The sequence below is a fragment of the Mucilaginibacter sp. genome (assembly GCF_039925265.1).
Lineage (GTDB): Bacteria > Bacteroidota > Bacteroidia > Sphingobacteriales > Sphingobacteriaceae > Mucilaginibacter.
The window spans coordinates 90,242-113,549 of record NZ_JBDSZG010000057.1; the positions used below are offsets into that span (position 1 = coordinate 90,242).

Consider the following 23,308-nt stretch of genomic DNA (forward strand, 5'->3'; position numbering starts at 1 on the left):
TGTCTGAATCAGAATCTACAGAATTTAGAATGAACAGAATTTATATGGGGGACTAGATTCTTAATCAATTCTATTTATTACGATTATTACGAGCATTCTGAATATTTTAATTCTGTAAATTCTGATTCAACCAATATTTAGTAAACCAAGTTGACTTATTTTTTTTCATGACAATTAAATTATACGGACTTCAATTTATCGCTGTACATTTGCTTAACACTGTTAAATGATTTAATAGCAGTTAAAACACAATGGCAAGTAAAGACAGGATATTGCGCTTAAAGGAAGAAACCAGGTCAAGTATACTGGATGCTGCTTTGCGTATTGTAAAGGAAGAAGGCTGGCAAGCTTTAAGCATGCGCAAGATTGCCGACGTAATTGAATACACCGCCCCCATTATATATGAGTATTTCGCTAATAAAGAAGCAATATTACTGGAACTGACCCGTATGGGTTATCTTAAATTGGCTAAGGAGTTAGAGGAAGTAAAAAGCCAGAATACCAACCCGGCCGACCAATTGGAGGTTATGTGGCTGGCCTATTGGAACTTTGCTTTCGCGAATAAAGAAATATACCAGGGGATGTTCGGTATCACCACCTCATGCGCCTGCGATATGGTAAACAAATTGCCCGAGGCGGAACTGCCGTGGGATATTATATCCGCATCCATAGGCGAACTGATGAAGATCGACGATATGGACTCGGAGATCATCTGTACCAAGTATTATACCTTTTGGTCAATAGTTCATGGTTTGGTTTCTATCAACCTGCTCGACCGGGGTAATAGCGACGACATTAACAGGCAAGTATTAAGAGATGCCATCACCGGCATCATCAGGAGTATCACTCCTTAAGTTTTTCAACTAAAAGATACGATGTTAAGTTATTTAACATCGCTAAATAAAAACGGCTCTACATCTATCATTAACTTTTAAAAACTACACCTATGGAAACAATTACGCAAAACCCACATACATTACTTAACACTGTTAAGCAATTTAATGATGTTATAACATCTAAATCGTTGCGATGTCGTTAGCTAAGTAGCTTATTGCTTACAAGATCCGCAAAAAAACATCTATCAATACAATATTATGAATACCCTCAACTCAAACGAATCCATCTACATCAATAGCCTCCGGGCAACTTTTAATCCTACTAACTCACGCTCAAAATTAATCATCATGAAAAGTATCTTAATAGCCATCATAGCGATAGCACTCTTCAGCTGCTCGCCAAAACAAGAGGTGGCGCAGGCTCCCGCGCCACCGGCTTTACCGGTATCAACCGTATTAGCGGGCACTCAAACCACTTACCAGGAATATCCTGCCTCGGTAGAAGGTACCGTTAACGTGGAAATACGCCCGCAGGTAAGCGGCGCTTTAGATAAAGTTTTTGTTGACGAAGGCGCATTTGTTGCAGCCGGCCAACCTATCTTTAAAATAAACGAACAACCTTACCGTGCAGCCTTAAACAACGCGCTTGCGGCCCTACACGCAGCAGAAGCAGCAGCAGGCAACGCGCAATTAGAAGTGGACAAACTTACTCCGCTGGTTGCCAACAAAGTGGTATCAGATTACCAATTGAAAACCGCTAAAGCGGCCTACCAGGTAGCCAAAGCCAATATCGAATCGGCAAAAGCAAACGTATCTGCCGCACAAATTAACGTGGGTTATACTTTAATAAAAGCACCTGTTAGCGGTTACATTGGCAGGCTGATAAAAAAACAGGGAAGCCTGGTATCACCGCAGGATGTTGACGCTTTAACCCAATTATCTGATGTACACGATGTGCATGTGTACTTCTCTTTAGGCGAAAAGGATTTCGTAGCCTTTAAAGAGCAATACCCGGGCGCAACATTAAAGGATAAGCTTAAACAATTGCCGGCCGTAGCCCTGCTTTTATCAGATAACAGCGAATACGCAAAAGAGGGCCACATTGATATGATAGACGGCCAGTTTGATAAAACTACCGGTGCTATCACCTTAAGAGCAAGCTTCAGCAACCCACAGGGCTTGTTACGCAGCGGTAACACGGGCAAAATTCGCCTGAGCCTGCCGCACAAAAACGCGTTGATCGTCCCGGAATCTGCCACCATAGAAATGCAGGATAAGGTATTTGTTTGGGCCGTGGCCGACAGCAACAAAGTGACAAAGCTGGCTATTACCATTGAAGGTAAAAGCGGTAATAACTACCTGGTTAAAGACGGCGTTAAGGCGGGCGACCGCATAGTGCTTGCCGGCATTGACAAATTGCAGGAAGGCACGGTGATAAAACCCGAACCCGTTGCAGCCGATAAAACTGTAGCTGTAGCAAAAAATTAATAAAAGTAGAATCAAGATATAAGAATCAGGAGTCAAGACAAGGTAGGATTGAGAGCGGAGACCGTGAGGTGTCTTGTCTCTTGGTTCTTATATCTTGCCTCTGCAACACAAAAACCATGTTTCAGAAATTTATAGAAAGGCCGGTATTATCAACCGTTATCTCCATACTGTTGGTGATAGTGGGGATACTTGGCCTAACCAAACTGCCCTTAGAACGTTTCCCTAATATTGCCCCACCGGCAGTGTTGGTAACAGCGGCTTACCCGGGCGCCAATGCCGAAACGATATTACGTTCGGTAACACCTTCTTTGGAAGAAGCAATTAACGGTGTAGAGAACATGACCTACATGAGCTCTACCGCAAGTAACGATGGTTCACTGGCTATTACAGTGTACTTTAAACAAGGTACTAACCCAGACCAGGCGGCAGTAAACGTCCAAAACCGCGTTTCGCAGGCTACAAGCCAGTTGCCTGCAGAGGTGGTGCAATTCGGTATCACTACCACTAAACAGCAAAATAGCTTTATTGGTGCCCTGGGTATCTACTCAGATGATCCGAAAAAATACGATCAAACCTTTGTGGCCAACTACGCGCAGATCAACATCGTACCCGAGATCAAACGTATCCCGGGCGTAGGTTCGGCGAGTATATTCGGCGGTGTTAAGGATTATAGTATGCGTGTTTGGCTTAACCCGGCGCAAATGGCAACTTACAAAGTTACCCCTGCCGAAGTAATGGCCGCCATACAGGACAAAAACCTGGAAGCCGCGCCGGGCCGTTTCGGCGAGCGCAGCGATCAGTCGTTCGAGTATGTAATTAAATACAAAGGTAAACTCACCAAGCCGGAGGAATACCAGAACATTGCTATCCGCGCCAATGCCGATGGTAGCGTACTGCACCTTAAAGATGTGGCACGTGTGGAACTGGGCGCTTACTCGTACAACAGTGTAAGTAACCTTAACGGACACGATGGTGTTATTGTTGGTATTATTCAATTATCAGGATCGAATGCCAACGAGATCCAGATCCAGATTGATAAACTGATGGAGAAAGCATCAAAAAGCTTCCCCGCAGGCATCAAATACAATCAGTTTTATCGCACCAAAACAGACCTGGACGAATCTATAAGCCAGGTTGAGCATACGCTTATAGAAGCATTCGTGCTTGTATTTATTGTGGTGTTTATATTCCTGCAGGATTTTCGGTCTACCCTTATCCCGGCTATTGCTGTTCCGGTGGCCATTATTGGTACGTTCTTTTTCATGAGCCTGTTAGGGTTCTCCATAAATCTGTTAACCCTGTTTGCATTGGTGCTTGCCATTGGCATTGTGGTGGATGACGCCATTGTGGTGGTAGAGGCCGTGCACGCCAAAATGGAGCATGACCCCAGCCTTAGCCCTAAAAAAGCAACCACCGAGGCCATGCACGAAATTACCGGTGCTATTATATCTATTACCCTGGTGATGGCGTCGGTGTTCCTGCCGGTAAGTTTCATGACAGGTTCTACAGGTATCTTCTACAGGCAGTTTGCGCTTACCATGGCCATAGCCATCATCATATCGGCTGTTAACGCTTTAACGTTAAGCCCGGCCCTGGCTGCCTTGTTCCTGAAGAACAAACATACTGCAGATGGCCATGCCGCGCCTAAAAAAGGTTTTGCCGATAAATTTTACGCAGGCTTTAATGGCAGTTTTAACTACCTCACCGATAGGTATATTGGCGGTATAAAGATCCTTTTACGTAATAAATGGATAAGCATGACCGGCCTTGCAGTGCTAATAGCGGTAACCGTATTTATGGTGAACCGTACCAAAACCGGCTTTATCCCAACAGAAGATCAGGGCTTTGTGGCCGTAGCGGTATCTACACCATCCGGAACTTCTTTAGCCGGTACCAACAAGATCTTTAAACAGGCCGAAGACCAACTTAAAACGCTGCCATCTGCAAGGTTTGTTACGGCCTTATCCGGCTTTAACTTCTTAACACAATCCAGTAGCCCATCAGCTGGTGTAATATTCCTTTTGCTGAAACCAACCGACGAGCGTGGTGATGTGAAGAACATTGACGAGATACAGAACATTGTTAGGGGCAAATTAGGCGCAGTGCCTGGGGGCACATTCTTTGTATTCAGCTTCCCTACCGTGCCGGGCTTTAGTAATGTTGAGGCACTGGACGTAATGCTGCAGGACAAGACCAACGGCAAACTTGATAAATTTAGCGGCGTTGCCAATACGTTTATTGCCAAGCTAATGCAGAAACCGGCTGTTGCCTACGCATTTACATCGTACAAAGCCGATTATCCGCAATTACAATTAGAAATTGACAATGAGAAAGCCAGCCAGCTGGGCGTAAATGTGAAGGACATCCTTTCCACAATGCAGGCCTATTTTGGTACCGCGCAAGCATCAGACTTTAACCGCTTTGGTAAATACTACCGCGTGGTTGTACAGGCTGATATTGCCGACCGTACCGACCCGAGCACCATCGACCGGGTGTTTGTTAAAAATAATAAAGGCGAAACCGTACCGATAAACACACTGGTAAAGCTCACCCGTGTTTATGGTTCTGAAACAGCTTCGCGCTACAACCTGTTCAACTCTATTGAGGTGAACGCCATCCCAAAACCGGGTTACAGTTCGGGTGATGCCATTAAAGCCATCGAAGAAACGGCCAGAGAGCAGCTTCCTGAAGGGTTTACCTACGAATTCTCGGGCCAAACACGCGAGGAGATCTCGTCGGGCGGGCAATCAACCGTGGTATTCTTGCTGTGTTTGGTGTTTGTATACTTCCTGTTATCGGCACAGTACGAAAGCTACATCCTGCCATTGGCGGTAATACTTTCTATCCCAACAGGTATCTTCGGTGTGTTTGTAGTGCTGGGCTTAACCGGTATCGAAAATAACATCTACGTACAGGTAGCCCTGATCATGCTTATTGGCTTATTAGCCAAGAATGCCATTCTAATTGTAGAGTTCGCGGTGCAGAAACGGCGTGCCGGCATGAGCCTGGTTGACGCAGCCATTGAGGCATCCCGTTTAAGGGTCCGCCCGATAGTGATGACGTCGCTGGCCTTCGTATTCGGTTTATTCCCGATGAGTATTGCTACTGGCCCATCTGCACAGGGTAACCACTCTATCAGTATTGGTGCCGCGGGCGGTATGGTGTCGGGGGTATTGTTAGGCTTGTTCATCATCCCTGTACTGTTTGTAATATTCCAGCACTTACAGGAACGTATAAGCGGCGTACCCTTCGACAGGCATCGTAATAAACAGACCGGTGGTAACGACAAACATGTAGATGAACTGCAAACGGAAATGATATAAAAACCTCACCTAAATCCTCTCCAAAGGAAAGGACTTTACGAATCTTAGCCCCTCTCCCCTGGAGACGGGTTGGGATGAGGCTTCAAACTTTAACAACAAGACAATGAAAAATTTATTTAGTAAACTGGCTTTTATACTGGTGGTGTTATCCGGTTGTTCAGTTTCAAAAGATATAGAAACACCCAAACCTGCGCTGCCAACTGAATTTAGAAATGTGGCAACTGTAGGCGATACTACCAGCATTGCAGATATTCAGTGGAAAAGCTTTTTTGCTGATGCAACCCTGCAACAACTGATAGACAGTGCTATCGCAAAGAACTACGATATGCAGATAGCGGTGAAAAATATAGAAGCATCTCAATTGCTTTTTAAACAGGTAAAATGGGATTACGTGCCCACCGTTGGTTTAAATGTTACCGCAAGCAGCAACCGCCCAAGCGATAACAGCGTTACCGGCTTAAGCATTAGCCAGTTTGGCATCGGTACCAACCATGTTGAAGATTATTCTGCCAACCTGGCATTATCATGGGAGGCCGATATATGGGGTAAAATAAAGAACCGCCAGCGCGCTGCTCTTGCCCAGTACCTGCAAACTGCAGAAGCTAAAAAGGCTATTCAAACCAACATCGTTGCCAGCGTATCCCGCGGGTATTATAACCTGCTGATGCTGGACGAACAGTTGACCATTGCCCAAAAGAACGTAAAACTGAACGACAGCACCTTACGCATTATCCGTTTGCAGTATGATGCCGGGCAGGTAACTTCCTTAGCCGTACAGCAGGCCGAAGCCCAGCGCCAGGCAGCAGAGCAGTTGGTGCCGCAGTTTGAGCAAAACCTCACCATACAAGAAAATGCCCTGCGCATTCTCACCGGCGAATTGCCAGGCAGCATTGCACGCAACGCAAAATTGTATGATCTTGCCGTACCAGAAAATCTTTCAGCAGGTGTGCCTTCGGCTATCGTAAGCCGCAGGCCCGATGTTAAAAGCTCGGAATTAGCTTTAAATATTGCTAATGCGAATGTAGGTATCAACAAAGCGGAGATGTATCCTGCATTGCGTATAACTGCATCTGGTGGTGTTAATTCGTTTAAAGCAAGCAATTGGTTCAACATTCCCGCTTCACTATTCGGTATCGTATCGGGAAGCTTGTTGCAGCCGCTTTTAAATCATAAAGAGCTAAGCACAAAATATGAAGTAGCTAAAGTTGAGCGCGAGAAAACTGTGCTACAGTTCCGCCAGTCGGTATTGAACGCGGTAGGTGAGGTGAGCGATGCTTTGGTAAGGATAGAAAAGCTGAAACAACAGCAGGCTATTGCTGCCAACCGTGTAAAAACGCTGCAGCAGGCAACAACCAATGCTAACTTGTTGTTCAAGAACGGCCTGGCCAATTACCTCGAAGTAATAACCGCCCAAGGCAATGTTTTACAAGGCGAGCTTGAACTGGCTACGGTAAAACGCACCCAACTGGATGCCGTATCAGAACTGTACCGCTCATTGGGCGGTGGTTGGAAATAAGCAAAATTATCAACCCTACTATATGCACAAACGCCTCCCGGGTCATCGGGAGGCGTTTATGCGTTAGCGTTATTTTTAGCGCTGATGATGGATTTATTGCTTAAACTATTTGCCCGGTTTGGGTATCTACGGTATAGGTAGCACCATCGATGGTTATCTTCACCTTATGGTTTCCTAAAAACAGGATAGTCCCTTTATAGCTCCATTTGCCTTGTGGGGTATCGCCGGTGGTTTCGAAAGTTGCACTGCCGCTCTCTATATCGCCGTCGTTGGCCGTGTTGATGATCAGCGAAGCCAGCTTATACTTAAACAACAAGGCGAATTTTTGCTTCGACCCGGTTTTATACTGCAGATTGGCCTGCATGTTCATCACGCCGTTAAATGATAATTTATCGGGGTTTTGCGCGTTCAGCACGTTAACTGTCAGGTTTTGAAGGATGTTGTATTTTGCTTCTAACGACGGGCTTGCCATAGATACCAGCAAACTGTCGTAAACGATTAAGCCGGTTGGCTTGTCGTTTGTGCAAATAGTAGCAAATTTATACCGCCCGCTAACGCTAATCTTGGTAGTGTCTAAATCTATGCTGTAGGTAAGGGTGGTGTCCATTTGCATACCACAATCCGGGTCAACCGAGTTGATAATTATCTTTTTACGATTTGGCGAAATGGCATTTATCTTGGGGCTTAAACCATCTTCAAGGCTAAATCCGCCTATGCCGCCATACAGGGTTTGCGCCAGGTTTAGCGCAATTTGCTGGCTTACCGCCTTAGAAGATACTGTGCTGCCGCCGGAAGAAAACTCGGGCGCATCCTTTTTGCAGGAAGTATAAAGAAGTACTATGGCTGCAACAGCTAATATGCACGAGAGTAATTTTAGTTTCATGTGATGAAGATTTAGTTCGGGATATTTTTTGTATAAATTTAGTTAAAACTATAATACTTTCAAAACAACAATACGCTGTTTTTAAGTTAATTAAAAGATGAAAGAGGCTTTTAATAAAATATAGCCCGCAAAATAGAAAAGCCCCCTGCTTTGCAGCAAAAGGACTTCTCTTATCACCCCCAAATTAAACTTTTTATTTGCTTGCAAGTATTTCTACATGCTCTATCGTTGGCTCCAGCGCCAGCAGGTGCGGAGCGTTTGCCATTAATGCTTCGGCAATTTTACCTGCTAAATGGGCGTTACGGCCCTCATCACCCGGGAAGGTATCAAAGATCCCGAATGTGCTTTCGCTCACCCTGAACGCGTACCAATTGATGGTTTCGGACTCATCCTGCGCAAGCGGCAAAGCGCTTTTTAAAAATTCGGCCAGGTCATATTCCTTGCCGGGTTTCGCTATCAGTTTTACCAATAAACCTGCTTTTATCATGTGGTTGTTTTTTATAGGTAGATGTAATAGAATTACGTTTAAACCGTAGCCCCGGTTTTATTTATCAAGCGATTTTTGCCAATAACCATAGATCCCAGCGCGAGGAACGCCAAGTCTTTCACAATAAAAAATTCGGTAACGGGTATGCCGTCTACAATTTTCCAAACGCCAGGGGTGGTAAGCAAAAAGCTAAGCGTTGTTAAAAAGATAGTAACAGTAAGATAACCGCCAATCAGCCCAAGTTTCCTGTTCCAAAAAGAGGCGATAAGGAGCAGGCCGGTAACTATTTCAAAAAAGCCTATAAAGTTTGACACCCCCTGTGTGCTGCCGATCTTGTACATCCAGCTCATTAAAAAACTATGTTGCACCAGCGGCATTATAGCGCCTGCCTCGGTTGGAGTAAATTTAAAAATGCCTATCCATAGTAAAATAAGCGCGGTTGATGCTACGCCAATAGTGTAGCCAATTTTTGTGTGGTTCATGCTGTTGTGTTTTTGTTTTTATGGCTTTGTCGCGGGTGGGGGACAAGCCTTACAGCAGCGCGCAAAAAAATCGCCCCGGCTGTTTAAAGCCGGGGCGATTTTTTTATTTTGTCTGTCTGAGCTTGTCGAAAACCTATATATTAGGCAATGTTTAAGCTAAGCATAACAAGTTTACCATCACATGTTAAAAATTAGTCCTTACGGTAACGCCATACATTCTTGGGTTACCCAAATGCGATGCGCCGAAATCGTAAGCGTAATCGATGTAGTTTTTGTTGCTTAAATTGGTTCCCCAAACAAACACATCAAGCCTTTTAGTGGTAACACCTAAACGTGCGTTAAAAGTGCTGTAAGCTTTTTGCTCAATGTTGTTAGCCAGGTCAAAGTATTGTTTGCCGAGGTATTTCCACTCGCCGCGGGCAACTAATTTGGTGCCTCTGCCAAGCGAATAACCATATTGAAGGGCCAGCATAGAGGTTACATCAGGCGTATAAACCTGGTGGTTGCCATTCAGGTTTACTACAGCGCCGTTGCTTGGTACCTTCAGGTCGGTATAACGGGCGTGGGTATAACCAAAGTTGTAAGAGATATCCAGGCCTTTTAAAACGGTTGCGGCAAGTTCCAGTTCGGCACCTTTGCTGCGCAGTTTACCGGCGTTACGGGTAAGTACAATCGCTTGTGGCAATACCAGTGTTGGTACCTGCGCGTTGTTTATTGAAATATAGAACAAGGATGCGTTCACCCTTAGTTTGTTATCGAAGAACAGGTTTTTAGATCCTACTTCAAAGTTGTTGCTGTATTCAGGCTTGTAGGCGAACAAAGGCGGCGACGAGGGATCGGCACCAAGCTGACTGATACCGCCTGCCCTAAAGCCGCGGCTGTAAGCTGCATACAGGTTGCTTGCCTCAGATACATGGTAAGCAAGGCTCAGCTTTGGTGTAAAGGCTTTAAAGCTCGCAGTAGATGAAGTATCATTCTGTGTAACTACAGGGGCGTCACCATCCATCTGGAACTCGCCCTTTACTTCTTCTTTTTTATGCTCATAATCGTAACGTAAGCCAGCGGTCAGGTCCCATTTTGGATCAAGCACAAAAACTACCTGGCCAAATACCGCGGTGCCGTAGTTATGCTCGATATTGGTATTGATAGTGCTGAAATTTGGGAACGGAGCGCCAACCATTTCACCATCTTCACCAAAGTGCGTACCGGTTTTGGTTGGGGCGTAACGGTAGAAACCATATAAGCCGGCTGTCCACCTGATGTTGGTTGCCGAAGCAGGGGAGGAGAACCTAAATTCCTGCGTGGTTACCTTCACCTTGTTAAAACCGGGGCCGTAATTATTGATTACGCTCACACCATCAATCGGCGAAAAGTCTCCGTCGATAGGCACGGTGTAGTAGCGGTAGTTTTGCTGGTAAGCCGTGCTTGATGTAAAGTTGAAATCTTTGCCGGTGTAGCTGGCAGACAGGGAAGCGTTAAAGATGTTATCGATCATTTTGGTAACTGCGTTTTGGCTAACCTGGAAAGGCGTAGCTAAAGCATCGCCCGGCGAGCCTGATAAGGCGAACGGGCCATTGTTGCGGTTAGCGTAGTTCTTAACGTTCAGCGTTAAATTAAAGTTCTGGGTGGCCAGGTACTTCAAATAATAGTTCCCCATAAAGGAATGCTGTTTATCCAGCTTGGTGTTGTTAAACTGGTTGTTGTAAAAACCATCAAAACCATTATACAGGCCGGCAACACCCAGGTATAGTTTATCCTGTACCAGCGGTGTGCGGATGCCCAGGCTGATGCGTTTTTGGCCATAGCTACCAAAGTTCACTTCGGCAAAGCCGCTGGTTTGGTTGGTTGGTTGTTTAGTTATTACATTAATAACACCACCCATGGCATTACGGCCATAAAGGCTGCCCTGCGGGCCACGCAATACTTCTACGCGCTCCACATCAAAAAGCTGTGGGATATAGGTGTCCAGGGTAAACTGGTTCACACCGTCTATGTAAGTAGCAACAGCGGGGTCATAAGAAGTTGTTGCCACGCCGCGGATGCTGGTTACGTTCCTGTCGTCGCCGGGGCTGGCGGTATACAGGTTGGGTACAATAGCGGTGATATCCTTCAGGTTCCACACCTTGTACTCCTGTACTTGTTTGGCAGATAAGGTAGAGATACTGGCCGGAATCTGCTGGGCAGCTTCTTCACTTTTTTGCGCGGTAACTACCACTTCATCCAGCCGCCTGCTTGCTTCGGTAAGCTTGATGTTGGTTGATGCCGATTGTGTGCTAACAGTGATGCTTTGATTGATAGCCGCATAGGCTACATTGCTTACATGCAGGGTATACTTGCCCGCAGGTACATTCTTAAAGCTAAAAGCGCCTTGGCCGTTGGTAATGGCGGCGTAATTGGTGTTTAATAAACTTACCGTAGCGCCCGCAATTGGGGAATCGTTTGCGGTAGTAATGGTACCCGAAAAATTAATACGGGTTTGAGCGAATGCTGAACAAAATAGCGTCAGCGCGAGTAAGAGAGCAGATAATTTCTTCATTGTAAAATAAAAAAGCGGATATGATGTGGGGTTATCATATCCGCTGCAAAGAAAACAATTTTATTATTTAAGTGAGTATATCCAGTTAATGATCTTTTGGCTTTCTGCAGGTTTTAAAGCAGGGTGGCCAGGCATATCTACATCACCCCAAACACCGTGACCGCCGTTTGCTATCTTTTTGATGAGATGAGCAGAGGAAGCAGCATTGGAAGGATACTTTTTAGCTATCTCGGCAAAAGCAGGCCCTACCGATTTTTCTGATACTTTATGGCAGGCCGAGCAATCAAGCGACATCATCAGGGCTTTGCCTGCCGCGTTGGCTTTGATGTTAGCTACTTTTGCCTTCATATCCGGTGAATCCTGGCCTGCTAATACAGCTACCGTTTTGGTACTGGTGCTTACGGCATCATACTCGTCCCTTGCCTCAACAGAAACAGTATAGTTGCCTTTTTTGGTATAGGTATAAGTTAATTTAGGTAAGGTGGTCATCTTTTTAACACCGTTGCCCAGATTCCACATGTAGGTCATTTTGTTTTTCTCAGGGTCGGTTGCCTTCACCGTTAATACGGTAGTTAATGGCAATGCGCCGTAAGATTTGGTAGAAGCTATGCTTGCTACTTCGGGCGCGCGGTTACCGCTGTTGTAATCTATACGCGCTAAACCTGCATCCTTGTTTTTAGCAAACCAGCCGGTACCGTATTCTAACAAGTAAATTTTACCATCGGGGCCGGTTTCCATATCAATAACGTTATTGAATTTGGTATTGGCCATAAACGGCTCCATTTTATCCAGGTCGCCGTTTGGCTGTAGGGTAAGCAGTTTAATAAATCCGCGGATCCAATCGTAAAAAACAACTTTCTTATTAAAATAATCGGGCATACGCGTAGCCTTCGGGAACATATCTGTGTAATAAGCCGGGCCTGCCATAGCATTACGGCCACCGGTACCTACCTGCGGGAAATCAGGAGATTCGGCATAAGGGTACCAGATGAATGCAGGCTGTGCTGGTGGTAATTCGCGCAAACCTGTGTTATTTTTCGAATCGTTCACCGGGTGCATTGGGTCCCAAGGAGCGCCGGATACACCTGTAGCATAGTCAAACGGACGGTAGGCGTAGTTGTTACCTATAAAAAATGGCCAGCCGAAAAAGCCTGCTTTACGCGCCTGGTTAAACTCATCGTAACCGCGCGGGCCGCGTGTTTCTAAGCTATCCTTTTGCGCATCCGGGCCAACTTCGCCCCAATACAAGAAACCGTTTTTCTGATCCACCGAGATCCGGTATGGGTTCCTGTCGCCCATTACATAAATTTCGGGGCGGGTTTTTGGTGTACCTTGTTTAAATAAGTTCCCTTCGGGGATGCTGTAAGTAGCGTCCGGGTTAATTTTTATACGTAAGATCTTACCGCGCAAATCATTGGTATTACCGGCAGAACGGCGCGCATCGTGGTTTAAAAACTCGGGGCGGTCGTCCTGTGGTGCAAACGCGCGGGTATTAAATGGTTTTTTGCCCGGCTCATCAAAAGGGGTACTGTTATCACCGGCTGATAAGAACAGCATATGATCCGGACCGAAAGCGATAGAACCGCCGGTGTGGCAGCAGATCTCGCGCTGAGAGTACATTTGCAATATAACTTTTTCGGTTTTGTTATCGATGGTGTCGCCGGTCATGGTGAAACGCGAAAGGCGGTTTACTGAGGTATCCGACGGGCTGTAATAAATATAAACGTAGTGGTTGGTTTTAAAATCAGGGTCGATGTTTAAACCCAACACACCTTCTTCGGCATTAACGCCTTTGGTATGCGTTTTCCAGTACACATCTAAAAAGCCGGCTTGTTTTACTGTTTTAGTGCCGTTTTTGTACAGCATCAACTCGCCGCGGCGCTGCGATACCAATATATCGAAGTTTGGCAATACAGCCATTTCGGTAGGTTCAAAAAAGGTGCCTTGTACCAATTGGGTCTTCTCAAAACGGTTAGCTTCCGGCACGCGCACAGTTGTGGCTTTGCTGTAATCTAACGCTTTGTTATCGCCAATGGCGTATTTAATGCCGCCAAGCAGGTGGCCAAGGAATAATGGGTCCGTGTAAGATTCATCGGTGTGGCCCAGTTCGGTGTAAAAAGAACGGCCGTTCTCAAAATTCTGGTACCAGGCCATTGGGTGGGTAGGGCTGTTTTTGCCGCCGGTGTAGCTGGTTTCATCAATCGTTATCAGCACGTGAAGTTTCGGGCTGATGCTTTTGAAGTTGTACCATTCGTCTTTACGTTTCCAAACGTCGGGTAAACCGCGGGTAGACGGGTGGTTTTTGTCAACTACGTTCAGCGTAGCTTCCTGTTGCTGCGGGTGGCTTAAAAAATAGGCGCCAACCAGGCGGCCATAGTATTTCCAGTCGTATTCGGCATCGGCGGCGGCATGTACGCCAACAAAGTTACCGCCAGCCTGCATATAGCGCTCCAGGTCGGCTTGCTGGTAGTTGTTCAGCATGTAGCCGGTGGTATGTAAAAACACAACCGCCGAGTATTTTTTAAGGTTGCTTTCAGTAATCTTCGAAGCATCAGAGGTGCTGTCTACCAAAAAGTTGTTTTCGGCACCCAGCTTCATAATGGCGGGCACGCCAACGGCAATACTTTCGTGGTGATAGCCTGATGTTTTTGTGAAAACCAGTATTCTTGGCTTTGTAGGTATTTTGCTGAAATTAAACAGCATTACACAGAGCACAAGCAAGAGGGTAATTTTAAATCGCATATTGGAAGTTTATTTGGTTGATAATTAGTTAAAAACCACACGTTATTCTCATTGTGTGATTATTACGCATTAAATATAATATTAAAACTAATAAATGGAAAACAAGTATCTCAAATATTACACATTACTACGGTATATTGTACAATTGTGTTAATAAAAGCTCAAAAAAAGCAAATGTTTTTTGGAAGAAGAGTATAATTATTTTGAAGAAGTGGGGTAGGCCTCCTTGTTTTTAAGTTTACTGAATATATTAAAATAGGAGGAGAGAGGTAAATATCTTACTGCTTCATCTAAAGATTTTACCGTTAACTGGGCGTTGCCTTCGGCACACGTTATCAGCCCGGAAATATTTTGTTTGATGAAATTCGGAACGGAAATAAATCTGTAATATCTTTAAAAGGTTTTTTTTGACCCTCATAATCAGCTAATGCAAATTTTATCAACCACAGCAATGGACTTTAAATCGACTATTTTTATTCTCCCGGGGCTGGGAGGTTCGGGCCCGGAACACTGGCAATCTATCTGGGAAAACCGTTTTGGCTTTGTAAGGATAGAACAGGATGACTGGGAAACCCCCGTTTGCGAAGATTGGATAGCTAAAATACAACAAACCATCAGCCGGCAAGAGCCGGGAACGGTAATATTGGTGGGGCATAGCCTGGCTTGTGCAACCATCGCTTTTTGGGCACAAAAATACAATTACGCCATTAAGGGCGCGCTTATGGTAGCACCAAGTGACACAGAGGCGGATAGCTATCCCCTCGGTACCACAGGCTTTGCTCCGGTTCCCTTAGCGGCATTGCCATTCAGATCTATCACCGTATTCAGCACTAACGATTTTTATGTAACAGCAGAGCGCGCAACGCTTTTCGCGGAGAGTTGGAACAGCGAATTGAAAAATATTGGTGACGCAGCACATATTAACTCTGCCTCCAACTTAGGGCTATGGAAACAGGGATTGACCTATCTGCAAGCCCTTGACCAGGGTGCGTAGCAAAAGTATAAACGGCGGATAATAAAATAACGATGGGCTTTAAACCCATCGCTATTAATTAACACCGAAACATTTCTTATTTCTTCCCCGTCATTTTATCCTTTAAGGCTTTCATAAAGTATCCGCCCACAACACTCCTGGCTTGGAAACCAACCATTTTACCGGTGGTAGTTTCGTGCCAGTCGCTTAGCGGTACGCGAGACGATGTTTCCTGCGCGAATTTGTAAATGGGTTTCACCAACGCGTCAAAATCCTTGCGGTTATCGGCCATGGCAGCGGTCCACAAGATCCAGTCACTTTTGGTGTAGGTTTTGCGGCTGTCTAATGGCAAGCCGTAGTTTTCCTGTTTGCCCAGGTAGTATTTTATCTCCTTATCGTACACATATTGCGGGAACAGGTTCAGTCCTAAAACTTTGTCCCAAACCATGTTATATTTCTGACTCCAGGTGTTCTTATCATCGAAAACAAGCGCATAGTGATCGCCTGCATCATCCTTGGCTATCCATTTGGTAGCCAGCTCTTTAGACAGCGTGCTGTATTTAGCGGCAGTTTTTGTATCGCCAAGCATGGCTGCCATTTTAGCATAAGCGCCGATAGCCACAATAGCTTTGACGGATAGGTTGGCGTTATGTGCCAGGTGGCCTGCAAAATCGTCGGTACATAATTGGTTGCCCGGGTCAAAGCCAGCTTCGGCGAGGTAATTGGTCCAGGTAGTGAGTGTTTTCCAATGCTTTTTGGCATAGGCAGGGTCTTTTTGTGCCATTGTAATGGCGCCCGCCAGTATCACCATGTTGCCGCATTCTTCTACCGGCATATCCTCCCCGTAAGTTTGCCCGTTGGCAAGAGGGTAGGTGCCCAAATCATGTGCCGCGAATGGTTTTGCCCATTTGCTGCTTTCGCTGTAATAAAAAATACCGTTCATCATGCCTTTAAGCAATTCGGGGTTATATAGCAGGTACAAGGGTGCCGATGGATAGGTAATATCCACTGTGTTGATAGAACCGTTACTAAAGTTTTCTTTAGATAAGAAAAGCAGTTCGCCCTGCGGGCTTTTTACCAACTGATGCGCCGCGATGCTTTGGCGGTAAGCCAGCACGCATAATTTGGCATACTTTTCACCACCGGCCTGGTAGGCGCCGATATAGATTTTAGCATCAGCGTTACGGCAGGCGGCCATAACCGTTAAATAATTTTTTAACGAAGCGGCCAAAACGCCATCCATGGTAGCGCCTTTTGTATTGCGCCACCATGGGCGCAGGTCGGTTTTAAAATATTGTACCGAGTAAATATCGTCGTAACCAACAGCGATGTGTTTTTCCGCGCCGTTTTTGCCAACCCTGCCAAAAGGCAGCAATGTGTTCAGCATCAATTGCTTGCCAACCACCGTAGCATTGGTTCCCGGGGTTGAAAGATAGGAATTGATCGCCTCATCCTCGGTTGTGATATATTGCCTGGCATTATAAGTTGGTGATGCCACATACAGGTATCCCCAGTCTATCCGCAGGTCGTCGCCGCGTTTTTTGAGGACAGGCTGCTCGGTTGTACCCGCCTTCATAATTTTGATGGTGCCGGCGGTATAAGTTTCGGCCTTAACTTCCTGTGCCGGGGTATTCACCGCAGCATCGGTAGAAACGCCTTGGTAAAGATCTACCGCGTGGGTTTTGTTATCGTTTGCCTTTACCTCGTAAGTGATGTACGATACCGGGTTAGCCAATGTTTTAATATCGGTTATCAGCAAGGGCGAAGTAAACGTTACATTCAAATTTACCGCGCCGCATTTAAAGCTGTAGATGGTTTGAGTGGCATCCACTTTTACGGCAGTTTGTTTGGCCATTTTAATAGCCTCGTTTGTTTTGTCTTCCACTTTTACAGAAAGACCGGCATCAAGCGAAGCCAGGCCGCCCGTGTTGGTGCAATGCAAAGCCAAAACATTTTCGCCGGTTTTTAAGGCGGATGCAGCCGCAGGAGATAGCTCAAACATCTGCAAATCGCCATTGGCACCGCCGCTGGCGTAGATCTGTTTGCCGTTGAGGTAAACCTCCACATCGTCGTCATGAAATAAACGAAGCAATAGAGGGCTTTTTGGTAGCTCGTTCAGCGTAAAAGCACGTCGTACCCATACTTCGCGGCTCGTCCAGCGCGTGCCGGTAGTGTTTTCGTTATCGCTGAAAGGGGCTTTGCCGCTTTTCCAATCCTGGTCGGCATAGTTTTGTTTTTCCCAGCCTGCCGCAGGGGCGGTAAAACTGTATTTGCAGGTGTAGGAGCTTTCGTCTGCCGCCGGTAGTACGGTTTTGTAATGCGGCGCGGCCTGCCCCATAAAGCGGTAATATTCGCCGTCCACCTTTAACACACCTAACAGCGACTGGCTTTTGCCTGTCCAGTGCGTGGTGGTAGATTCGTTCAGCTTATCGGTTGTAGACCAGATGCTAAAATAGGGGTTATGCGTGATCAGCGGATAGGCAGGGGCATGATCCTGCTGTGCCAATACAGGCACTGTTGAACTGACTAAAATGCCGCATAAGAGCGCTCGGCCGGGGTTTCCCCAGCCGGAAATAAAATTGAAGAATTTTTTCATGTAAATGATGTTTTAAAAATTGTTGGACCCGTGACTATTCAAAACACAGAATACAATAGTATAAATAAGGATTTGTTTAACCATGAATTAAATGCATTTAGCAGTTAAAGCCTGTGTGATGCTTTTTTGATACCTTAAATTATTTGCGCAAATTGGGCGCTTATTAACGCCTTGCTTATGGACACCTTTAAAACCGTTACCGAATCGCAAACCACCCTCACCGAACTGATGATCCCATCCTACGCCAACTTTGGCGGAAAAATACACGGGGGCATTATTATGGGGCTGATGGATAAGGTTGCTTATGTATGTTCGGCCAAGCATGCGGGCGCTTATTGCGTAACCGCATCGGTGGAAGATATTGATTTTTTGGCGCCCGTAGAGGTTGGCGAACTGGTATCATTGATGGCATCTGTAAACTATGTGGGGCGTACCTCGCTGGTGGTGGGCATTAGGGTAGTATCTGAAAATGTAAAAACCCACGAGATAAAACACACCAATACCAGCTACTTTACCATGGTGGCTATGGACGATAACCATGTTCCACTGCAAGTGCCCGGCCTTATACTGTATACCGACGTAGAGATCCGCCGCTTTTTTCAGGGCCTGCATCGCAAGCAGCTGAAGAAGTACTACCGCCAGGAAGAATCGCGCATCAAATCAGATTTTGAGATGAATGAGACTATCGAACTGCTGAAAACGGAAAGATGCAGGATTGAAAGGGTGAAGTAAATTGATTTCGGATATAGAATGTTCGATTTCGGATTTTAACTTCCCGTCATGCCGAATAAGTTCTGCATCTTAGGGTTAACGAGGCCTTTCGGAGATTTAAAGGAAAGCCCAAAGAAGAAAAAAATTGTGCATATCCCCCGCTAATTAAAGGCTTTTTTTATGTGGCCTACTTGGTAAATTTAAATAGAACCTTGTTATGGATAAAAACACCATTTATATAATAATGACACTTTTAAAAGCAGTAATTATTATAACAGGTATGGTGTATTTATTTTTTAATTTTATCGCATGGCTAAGGACCAAGGATGGGAAAAAATTAAAAAAAGCAGCAATAATATTGGGCGGAATTTTTCTATCGATACTGATACTTACCGGGATAGAGTTTATGATAGTATTTAATTAATTCAGGCAAACCCCAAAAGCAAACCTATATTTTCTGTGATAAAATCCATCTGTCGCAATTTATATATAGCGGCGATGGGTTATAAACCCATCGCCGCAGGACTTTTATCTTCGCCCTCTTTGCGAAGCAGAGAGGGTCGGGCAGCGAAGCATACCCCGGGGCGAGTCCACTCGCCGGGCGGTTTAAACCACTCCTAATTCCTTCCTTACCACCGGTGCCACTTTCGTTCCAAACAATTCTATCGCCTTTAATACCCCGCTATGCGGTGTATGCCCGGTAACCAGCTGGGCCAAAAAACGGGTGTTTTTAAACAGGCGGTGCTGTTCCAATATCTTGTCAATAGCCATTTGCGCGTCGCCAACTATCAGTGGACCGTCGCTGCGGAGGTATTCAAATTGCTCCTTACTCATGGGCGACCAGCCCCTCTCGCGGCCAACGCGGTTCATCAGCGCCTCGTAGGAGGGGTAAAACTCATTCACCGCCCGTTGGCTGCTTTCGGCTATATAAAATTGTGAACTGATGCCGAGCTGTAGTTTGCTAACATCGTGCCCGGCTGCTGCCGCGGCTTCGCGATACAGTTCTACAAAGGATACAAAGTGTTTTGGCGCGCTGCCCAATATCGCAATCGTCATGGGAAGGTTTAACCGCCCGGCGCGTTTTGCAGATGCCGGCGTACCGCCAACGCCCAGCCAAATGGGTATTTCGGGCTGCAGGGGGCGTGGATAAATACCCTGATCTTTTATCGGCGCCCGGAACTCGCCCTTCCAGGTGATTTTTTCTGTTTTGTTTATCTGCATCAACATGTCAAGCTTCTCGCTGAACAGCTCGTCGTAATCATTCAGATCATAGCCAAACAAAGGGAACGATTCGATGAACGAACCGCGTCCGGCCAGGATCTCTGCGCGGCCACCGCTGATCAAATCAACCGTGGCGAAGTTTTGGAAGGTGCGCACCGGGTCGGCAGAGCTGAGTACGGTAACCGAACTGGACAGCCGGATGTTTTTGGTAACAGATGCAGCGGCGGCCATAAATATTTCGGGCGCCGAGATCACAAAATCGGGCCGGTGATGCTCGCCAAAGGCAAAAACATCCAGGCCAACGTCGTCGGCCAGTTTAACTTCTTCCAGTAACTGTTGTACGCGTTTATGCGCGTTAACAGCGCCGCCCGCTTTACCATCCGGGCTAACCTCGCCGAAGGTGCTTATCCCTAATTCCATGTTTAATCCTGCTTTGCCTGGTATTTATAATGCAGCTGTTTCAGCGTTTCTTCCGCTACTTCATCTGCCGAATAGCCGTAGCCGGTAACTAAAATACCCTTTTGGCCTGCCGGTGATGCCAGTGCGTAAACGGTTGCTTCGTCGGCCGGGTCGGATGGGCCTTCGTAGCGGTACACATCCACAATTTCAAACTCATCGGCAGGGTAGGTGTATTCGCCGGCTTTTAAATGGTTAGCCTCCAGGTTAAAATCTAAGTCGAAACCCTGCTCTTTCAGCTTGTCTATGGCTTCGCTAACGGTTGCGTAATGGAATTTTTGTTTCATCGGTTTGGTATGTTAAGGTTGTATGCTACAACAAACTTATAAAAAGCTGTTTGGTTTCGGGTTGGGTCTGAATCAGAATTTTCAGAATTTCAGAATGAGGGTTGACCATATGCGTCTTATTGCGAGTTTTAAAACCGGAGTTCTTTGAATCGGCAATAAATTATCATGATCCGCCACACAATTTGTTATCGATAATCAGATGACGTGAAGGAGTTTAATCTTGCAACCTCCATTTAAGCAAATTCTGTTAATTATAGAATTCTGAAAATTCTGATTCAGACAAATTCCAATTCAGACAATTTCACCAGAAAAACCCCGGTTGTTATTACCTTTGCATTGTGGCAGCACCCAGATCGACCAAACCTCCTGTAAAACGAACCTTGAAACCGGCAACCCGAAGCAAAAAGGGCAAACCCGGCAGCACCTGGTGGAGATGGCCCGTCGTAATATTCGTGCTCATCCTGCTTTCGCCTTTTTATTATGGGTATATCCTCAATGGCTTTACCGGTGCCTGGCGCTGGATCCGCGATATTGGCAACGACCCGAACTATCGCGCCTATAAAAGCTACAAGATCCGCATCCCGGCGGGCTACCAAATACACGGCATAGATGTATCATACGCGCAGGGCAAGATAGACTGGCATAAAGTACGCGCCATGGAAGACGATAGCGTACGTGTTGGTTTTGCCTTTATAAAAGCCACGGAAGGCCTGATGCTGGTAGATTCCTATTTTAAACGCAACTGGCGCGAAGCGCCAAAAGCGGGCATCACCTGCGGGGCTTACCATTTTTTCAGGCCGAAGAAGGCAGGGCTTTGGCAGGCGCGTTTCTTCCTGCAAAACGTTACGATGGAACGTGGGGACCTCCCCGCCGTTTGCGATATTGAGGTGTTGGACGGCACCTCGCCCGAAGCTATGCGCAAAGAGCTGAAAGCGTTTTTAAAGCATGTAGAAGGCAAAACCGGCGTAAAGCCTATTATTTATACCAGCATCAGTTTTTATAAGGACTATCTCGACGGCTATTTTGATGGTTACCCTTTATGGATAGCGCATTATTACCAGGCCAGGCTAAAAATGGATGGTAGCAGCACCTGGCGTTTCTGGCAGCACTCGGATAAAGCCCGAGTAAACGGCATCAACCACGCGGTAGACTTTAATGTGTTTAAGGGCGATAGCCTGACCTTTCAAAGATTGCTGGTGAAGTAGGGGAGGAAAGCAACTCCTGACCAGGCTTAGTTTACCTAAAGATTGGTTACCTCGAAACTACCATCATCCCCCGCTTCCATCAAAGCTGTTACAAAAAACTTTTTCGCTGCTCTTGCAAAATCAAATTAAATGCCATTTATTTGCTAAATCAATTTAGCTATTTAAGCCTCGAATTTCATGAAGCGTTTTTACCTTGTTGTTTTCCTCATCGGCAATGTGCTGTATTTACACGCGCAAACCATCCAGCCATTTAAGGCGGGGGATAGGGTGGTATTCACCGGCAACAGTATCACCGATGGCGGGCATTACCACTCTTACATCTGGCTGTATTATTTAACCCATTTCCCCAATCGGCGCATCCAGCTTTTTAACGCCGGGATAGGCGGCGACGTTTCCAAACAAATGTATGAGCGCCTGGACAGCGATGTGTTCGCCAAAAAACCTACGGTGGTTACGCTTACCTTCGGCATGAACGATACCGGGTACCAAAACCTCAAAGGCGCTAAAACAGATTCGGTTTATACAGCAAAAGTGGCCGAATCGCTAAAGAGTTTCGCTTTGATAGTGGATAAACTAAAGCAACACCCCGGGGTCAGGAAGATCATGATCGCATCCTCGCCTTATGACGAAACGGCCAAAATTAAAACGACGCCGCTTTTAAAAAAGAACATTGCTATGCAGGAGATAGCAGCAGAGCAACGCACCGTAGCCCTGCAAAATAAATGGGACTTTGTAGACTTTGGTACCCCAATGACCGCCATTAACCTGCGCGGGCAACAAACAGATTCGGCCTTTACCCTGCAGGGCAGCGACCGCATCCATCCCACAAACGACGGGCAGATGGTGATGGCCTACGTGTTCCTGAAATCGCAGGGACTGGATGGCAGCAGTGTGGCAAACATCTCTATAAACGCCAAAAATAAAAAAATCGTTTTAGCTAAAAATTGTTTAATTACGCAGCCTGCTATCACAACCGGCAGTGTTAAATTCACTTATCTCTCCAATTCGTTGCCTTACCCTATGGATACCATCCCCGGCGGTTTCGGCAGGCCGAACAAAGCGCAATCGGAAGCTTTAAAGATCATTCCTTTTACCGAAGAGTTTAATAAGGAGATGCTGCAGGTGAGCGGACTGGAGGATAGAAAATATAATTTAAGGATAGACGGCAAGGCGATTGGTGTTTTTAGCGGCGGCGAGTTTGCGCAGGGCATTAATCTCGCGCTTATTAAAACAACCCCGGAGTACCAGCAGGCGCTTGCTGTAATGCACCTGAACGAGGAACGCTGGACGATAGAACGCCGACTGCGCGAATATTACTGGATCCACTATTCTATCCTGAAACCCCAAGGCCTGCTGTTTAACGATGGCGATGCCACGGTAGACTCGCTGCAGAAGTATGGCAAAAAGGATTTTTTTGTCGCCGTAACTATCCCAACCTACCAAAAAGCCCGGTTTAAAGCCGTACGGGATGCCTGGCAAAAAGAAATGGACCTGCTTACCAACGAGATGTATACGGTAAACAAACCCGTTCCGCACCGTTTCGAGATCACCTTAGTAGATTAATAC

Annotated in this window: 17 protein-coding genes; 9 read left to right on the forward strand and 8 right to left on the reverse strand. The window is 46.0% G+C overall.

Annotated elements, in window-relative coordinates; genetic code table 11:
- The first annotated feature begins 251 nt into the window (after positions 1 to 251).
- The 4 genes from ABIX36_RS24845 (at position 252) to ABIX36_RS24860 (ending at position 7,163) form a co-directional block, all read left to right on the forward strand.
- Positions 252 to 854 (forward strand): TetR/AcrR family transcriptional regulator, encoded by a 603-nt coding sequence (locus ABIX36_RS24845; RefSeq protein ID WP_348084868.1) that lies wholly within the window; start codon positions 252 to 254, stop codon positions 852 to 854.
- A gap of 330 nt (positions 855 to 1,184) precedes the next feature.
- Positions 1,185 to 2,324 (forward strand): efflux RND transporter periplasmic adaptor subunit, encoded by a 1,140-nt coding sequence (locus ABIX36_RS24850; RefSeq protein WP_348084869.1) that lies wholly within the window; start codon positions 1,185 to 1,187, stop codon positions 2,322 to 2,324.
- Positions 2,325 to 2,440: 116 nt separating this feature from the next.
- Positions 2,441 to 5,647 (forward strand): efflux RND transporter permease subunit, encoded by a 3,207-nt coding sequence (locus ABIX36_RS24855; RefSeq protein WP_348084870.1) that lies wholly within the window; start codon positions 2,441 to 2,443, stop codon positions 5,645 to 5,647.
- 103 nt (positions 5,648 to 5,750) lie between these two features.
- Positions 5,751 to 7,163, forward strand: a complete 1,413-nt coding sequence (locus ABIX36_RS24860; RefSeq protein WP_348084871.1) for a TolC family protein — start codon at positions 5,751 to 5,753, stop codon at positions 7,161 to 7,163.
- A gap of 100 nt (positions 7,164 to 7,263) precedes the next feature.
- Here the strand turns inward: ABIX36_RS24860 and ABIX36_RS24865 are convergent, their stop codons facing one another.
- From ABIX36_RS24865 to ABIX36_RS24885, 5 genes are all read right to left on the reverse strand, one after another.
- Entirely contained in the window at positions 7,264 to 8,046 is a 783-nt protein-coding gene (locus ABIX36_RS24865) for a hypothetical protein (RefSeq protein ID WP_348084872.1), read from the reverse strand.
- A gap of 193 nt (positions 8,047 to 8,239) precedes the next feature.
- On the reverse strand, positions 8,240 to 8,533 hold the full coding sequence (locus ABIX36_RS24870; protein ID WP_348084873.1) for an antibiotic biosynthesis monooxygenase: 294 nt from the start codon (positions 8,531 to 8,533) through the stop codon (positions 8,240 to 8,242).
- A 38-nt stretch (positions 8,534 to 8,571) separates the two neighbouring features.
- A complete protein-coding gene (locus ABIX36_RS24875) occupies positions 8,572 to 9,015 on the reverse strand; it encodes a DUF417 family protein (RefSeq protein ID WP_348084874.1) in 444 nt (147 codons plus the stop codon).
- Positions 9,016 to 9,199: 184 nt separating this feature from the next.
- Entirely contained in the window at positions 9,200 to 11,551 is a 2,352-nt protein-coding gene (locus ABIX36_RS24880) for a TonB-dependent receptor (protein WP_348084875.1), read from the reverse strand.
- A 63-nt stretch (positions 11,552 to 11,614) separates the two neighbouring features.
- Positions 11,615 to 14,293 (reverse strand): ThuA domain-containing protein, encoded by a 2,679-nt coding sequence (locus ABIX36_RS24885; RefSeq protein ID WP_348084876.1) that lies wholly within the window; start codon positions 14,291 to 14,293, stop codon positions 11,615 to 11,617.
- Positions 14,294 to 14,744: 451 nt separating this feature from the next.
- Between ABIX36_RS24885 and ABIX36_RS24890 the strand changes: the two genes are divergently transcribed.
- Positions 14,745 to 15,287 (forward strand): alpha/beta fold hydrolase, encoded by a 543-nt coding sequence (locus ABIX36_RS24890; RefSeq protein ID WP_348084877.1) that lies wholly within the window; start codon positions 14,745 to 14,747, stop codon positions 15,285 to 15,287.
- Positions 15,288 to 15,363: 76 nt separating this feature from the next.
- Here the strand turns inward: ABIX36_RS24890 and ABIX36_RS24895 are convergent, their stop codons facing one another.
- Positions 15,364 to 17,862 (reverse strand): DUF4965 domain-containing protein, encoded by a 2,499-nt coding sequence (locus tag ABIX36_RS24895; RefSeq protein WP_348084878.1) that lies wholly within the window; start codon positions 17,860 to 17,862, stop codon positions 15,364 to 15,366.
- 177 nt (positions 17,863 to 18,039) lie between these two features.
- Here ABIX36_RS24895 and ABIX36_RS24900 point away from each other — a divergent pair, with 177 nt between their 5' ends.
- Together ABIX36_RS24900 and ABIX36_RS24905 are read left to right on the forward strand one after the other, a co-directional pair.
- On the forward strand, positions 18,040 to 18,594 hold the full coding sequence (locus ABIX36_RS24900) for an acyl-CoA thioesterase (protein ID WP_348084879.1): 555 nt from the start codon (positions 18,040 to 18,042) through the stop codon (positions 18,592 to 18,594).
- 196 nt (positions 18,595 to 18,790) lie between these two features.
- Positions 18,791 to 18,997 carry a hypothetical protein gene (locus ABIX36_RS24905; protein WP_348084880.1) on the forward strand — a complete coding sequence of 69 codons (207 nt, stop codon included), beginning with the start codon at positions 18,791 to 18,793 and terminating at the stop codon, positions 18,995 to 18,997.
- 182 nt (positions 18,998 to 19,179) lie between these two features.
- On the opposite strand, the gene ABIX36_RS24910 is transcribed toward ABIX36_RS24905, so the two are convergent.
- Positions 19,180 to 20,214: an Atu2307/SP_0267 family LLM class monooxygenase gene (locus tag ABIX36_RS24910; protein ID WP_348084881.1), complete on the reverse strand. Its 1,035-nt coding sequence runs from the start codon at positions 20,212 to 20,214 to the stop codon at positions 19,180 to 19,182.
- A gap of 2 nt (positions 20,215 to 20,216) precedes the next feature.
- Complete coding sequence (locus tag ABIX36_RS24915; RefSeq protein ID WP_128534286.1) at positions 20,217 to 20,537, reverse strand: hypothetical protein; 321 nt, start codon at positions 20,535 to 20,537, stop codon at positions 20,217 to 20,219.
- Positions 20,538 to 20,917: 380 nt separating this feature from the next.
- On the opposite strand from ABIX36_RS24915, the gene ABIX36_RS24920 reads away from it, so the two are divergent.
- Positions 20,918 to 21,742, forward strand: coding sequence for a glycoside hydrolase family 25 protein (locus ABIX36_RS24920; protein ID WP_348084882.1), 825 nt, complete (start codon positions 20,918 to 20,920; stop codon positions 21,740 to 21,742).
- Positions 21,743 to 21,919: 177 nt separating this feature from the next.
- Positions 21,920 to 23,305 carry an SGNH/GDSL hydrolase family protein gene (locus tag ABIX36_RS24925; protein ID WP_348084883.1) on the forward strand — a complete coding sequence of 462 codons (1,386 nt, stop codon included), beginning with the start codon at positions 21,920 to 21,922 and terminating at the stop codon, positions 23,303 to 23,305.
- Positions 23,306 to 23,308: the final 3 nt, after the last annotated feature.

Excerpts from the sequence above, each read along its gene's own strand:
- ABIX36_RS24900 (WP_348084879.1), top strand. The coding sequence starts at position 18,040 with ATGGACACCTTTAAAACCGTTACCGAATCGCAAACCACCCTCACCGAA.
- ABIX36_RS24925 (WP_348084883.1), top strand. The coding sequence starts at position 21,920 with ATGAAGCGTTTTTACCTTGTTGTTTTCCTCATCGGCAATGTGCTGTAT.
- ABIX36_RS24880 (WP_348084875.1), bottom strand. The coding sequence starts at position 11,551 with ATGAAGAAATTATCTGCTCTCTTACTCGCGCTGACGCTATTTTGTTCA.
- ABIX36_RS24865 (WP_348084872.1), bottom strand. The coding sequence starts at position 8,046 with ATGAAACTAAAATTACTCTCGTGCATATTAGCTGTTGCAGCCATAGTA.
- ABIX36_RS24885 (WP_348084876.1), bottom strand. The coding sequence starts at position 14,293 with ATGCGATTTAAAATTACCCTCTTGCTTGTGCTCTGTGTAATGCTGTTT.
- ABIX36_RS24860 (WP_348084871.1), top strand. The coding sequence starts at position 5,751 with ATGAAAAATTTATTTAGTAAACTGGCTTTTATACTGGTGGTGTTATCC.
- ABIX36_RS24910 (WP_348084881.1), bottom strand. The coding sequence starts at position 20,214 with ATGGAATTAGGGATAAGCACCTTCGGCGAGGTTAGCCCGGATGGTAAA.
- ABIX36_RS24905 (WP_348084880.1), top strand. The coding sequence starts at position 18,791 with ATGGATAAAAACACCATTTATATAATAATGACACTTTTAAAAGCAGTA.
- ABIX36_RS24845 (WP_348084868.1), top strand. The coding sequence starts at position 252 with ATGGCAAGTAAAGACAGGATATTGCGCTTAAAGGAAGAAACCAGGTCA.
- ABIX36_RS24850 (WP_348084869.1), top strand. The coding sequence starts at position 1,185 with ATGAAAAGTATCTTAATAGCCATCATAGCGATAGCACTCTTCAGCTGC.
- ABIX36_RS24855 (WP_348084870.1), top strand. The coding sequence starts at position 2,441 with ATGTTTCAGAAATTTATAGAAAGGCCGGTATTATCAACCGTTATCTCC.
- ABIX36_RS24890 (WP_348084877.1), top strand. The coding sequence starts at position 14,745 with ATGGACTTTAAATCGACTATTTTTATTCTCCCGGGGCTGGGAGGTTCG.
- ABIX36_RS24875 (WP_348084874.1), bottom strand. The coding sequence starts at position 9,015 with ATGAACCACACAAAAATTGGCTACACTATTGGCGTAGCATCAACCGCG.
- ABIX36_RS24915 (WP_128534286.1), bottom strand. The coding sequence starts at position 20,537 with ATGAAACAAAAATTCCATTACGCAACCGTTAGCGAAGCCATAGACAAG.
- ABIX36_RS24895 (WP_348084878.1), bottom strand. The coding sequence starts at position 17,862 with ATGAAAAAATTCTTCAATTTTATTTCCGGCTGGGGAAACCCCGGCCGA.
- ABIX36_RS24870 (WP_348084873.1), bottom strand. The coding sequence starts at position 8,533 with ATGATAAAAGCAGGTTTATTGGTAAAACTGATAGCGAAACCCGGCAAG.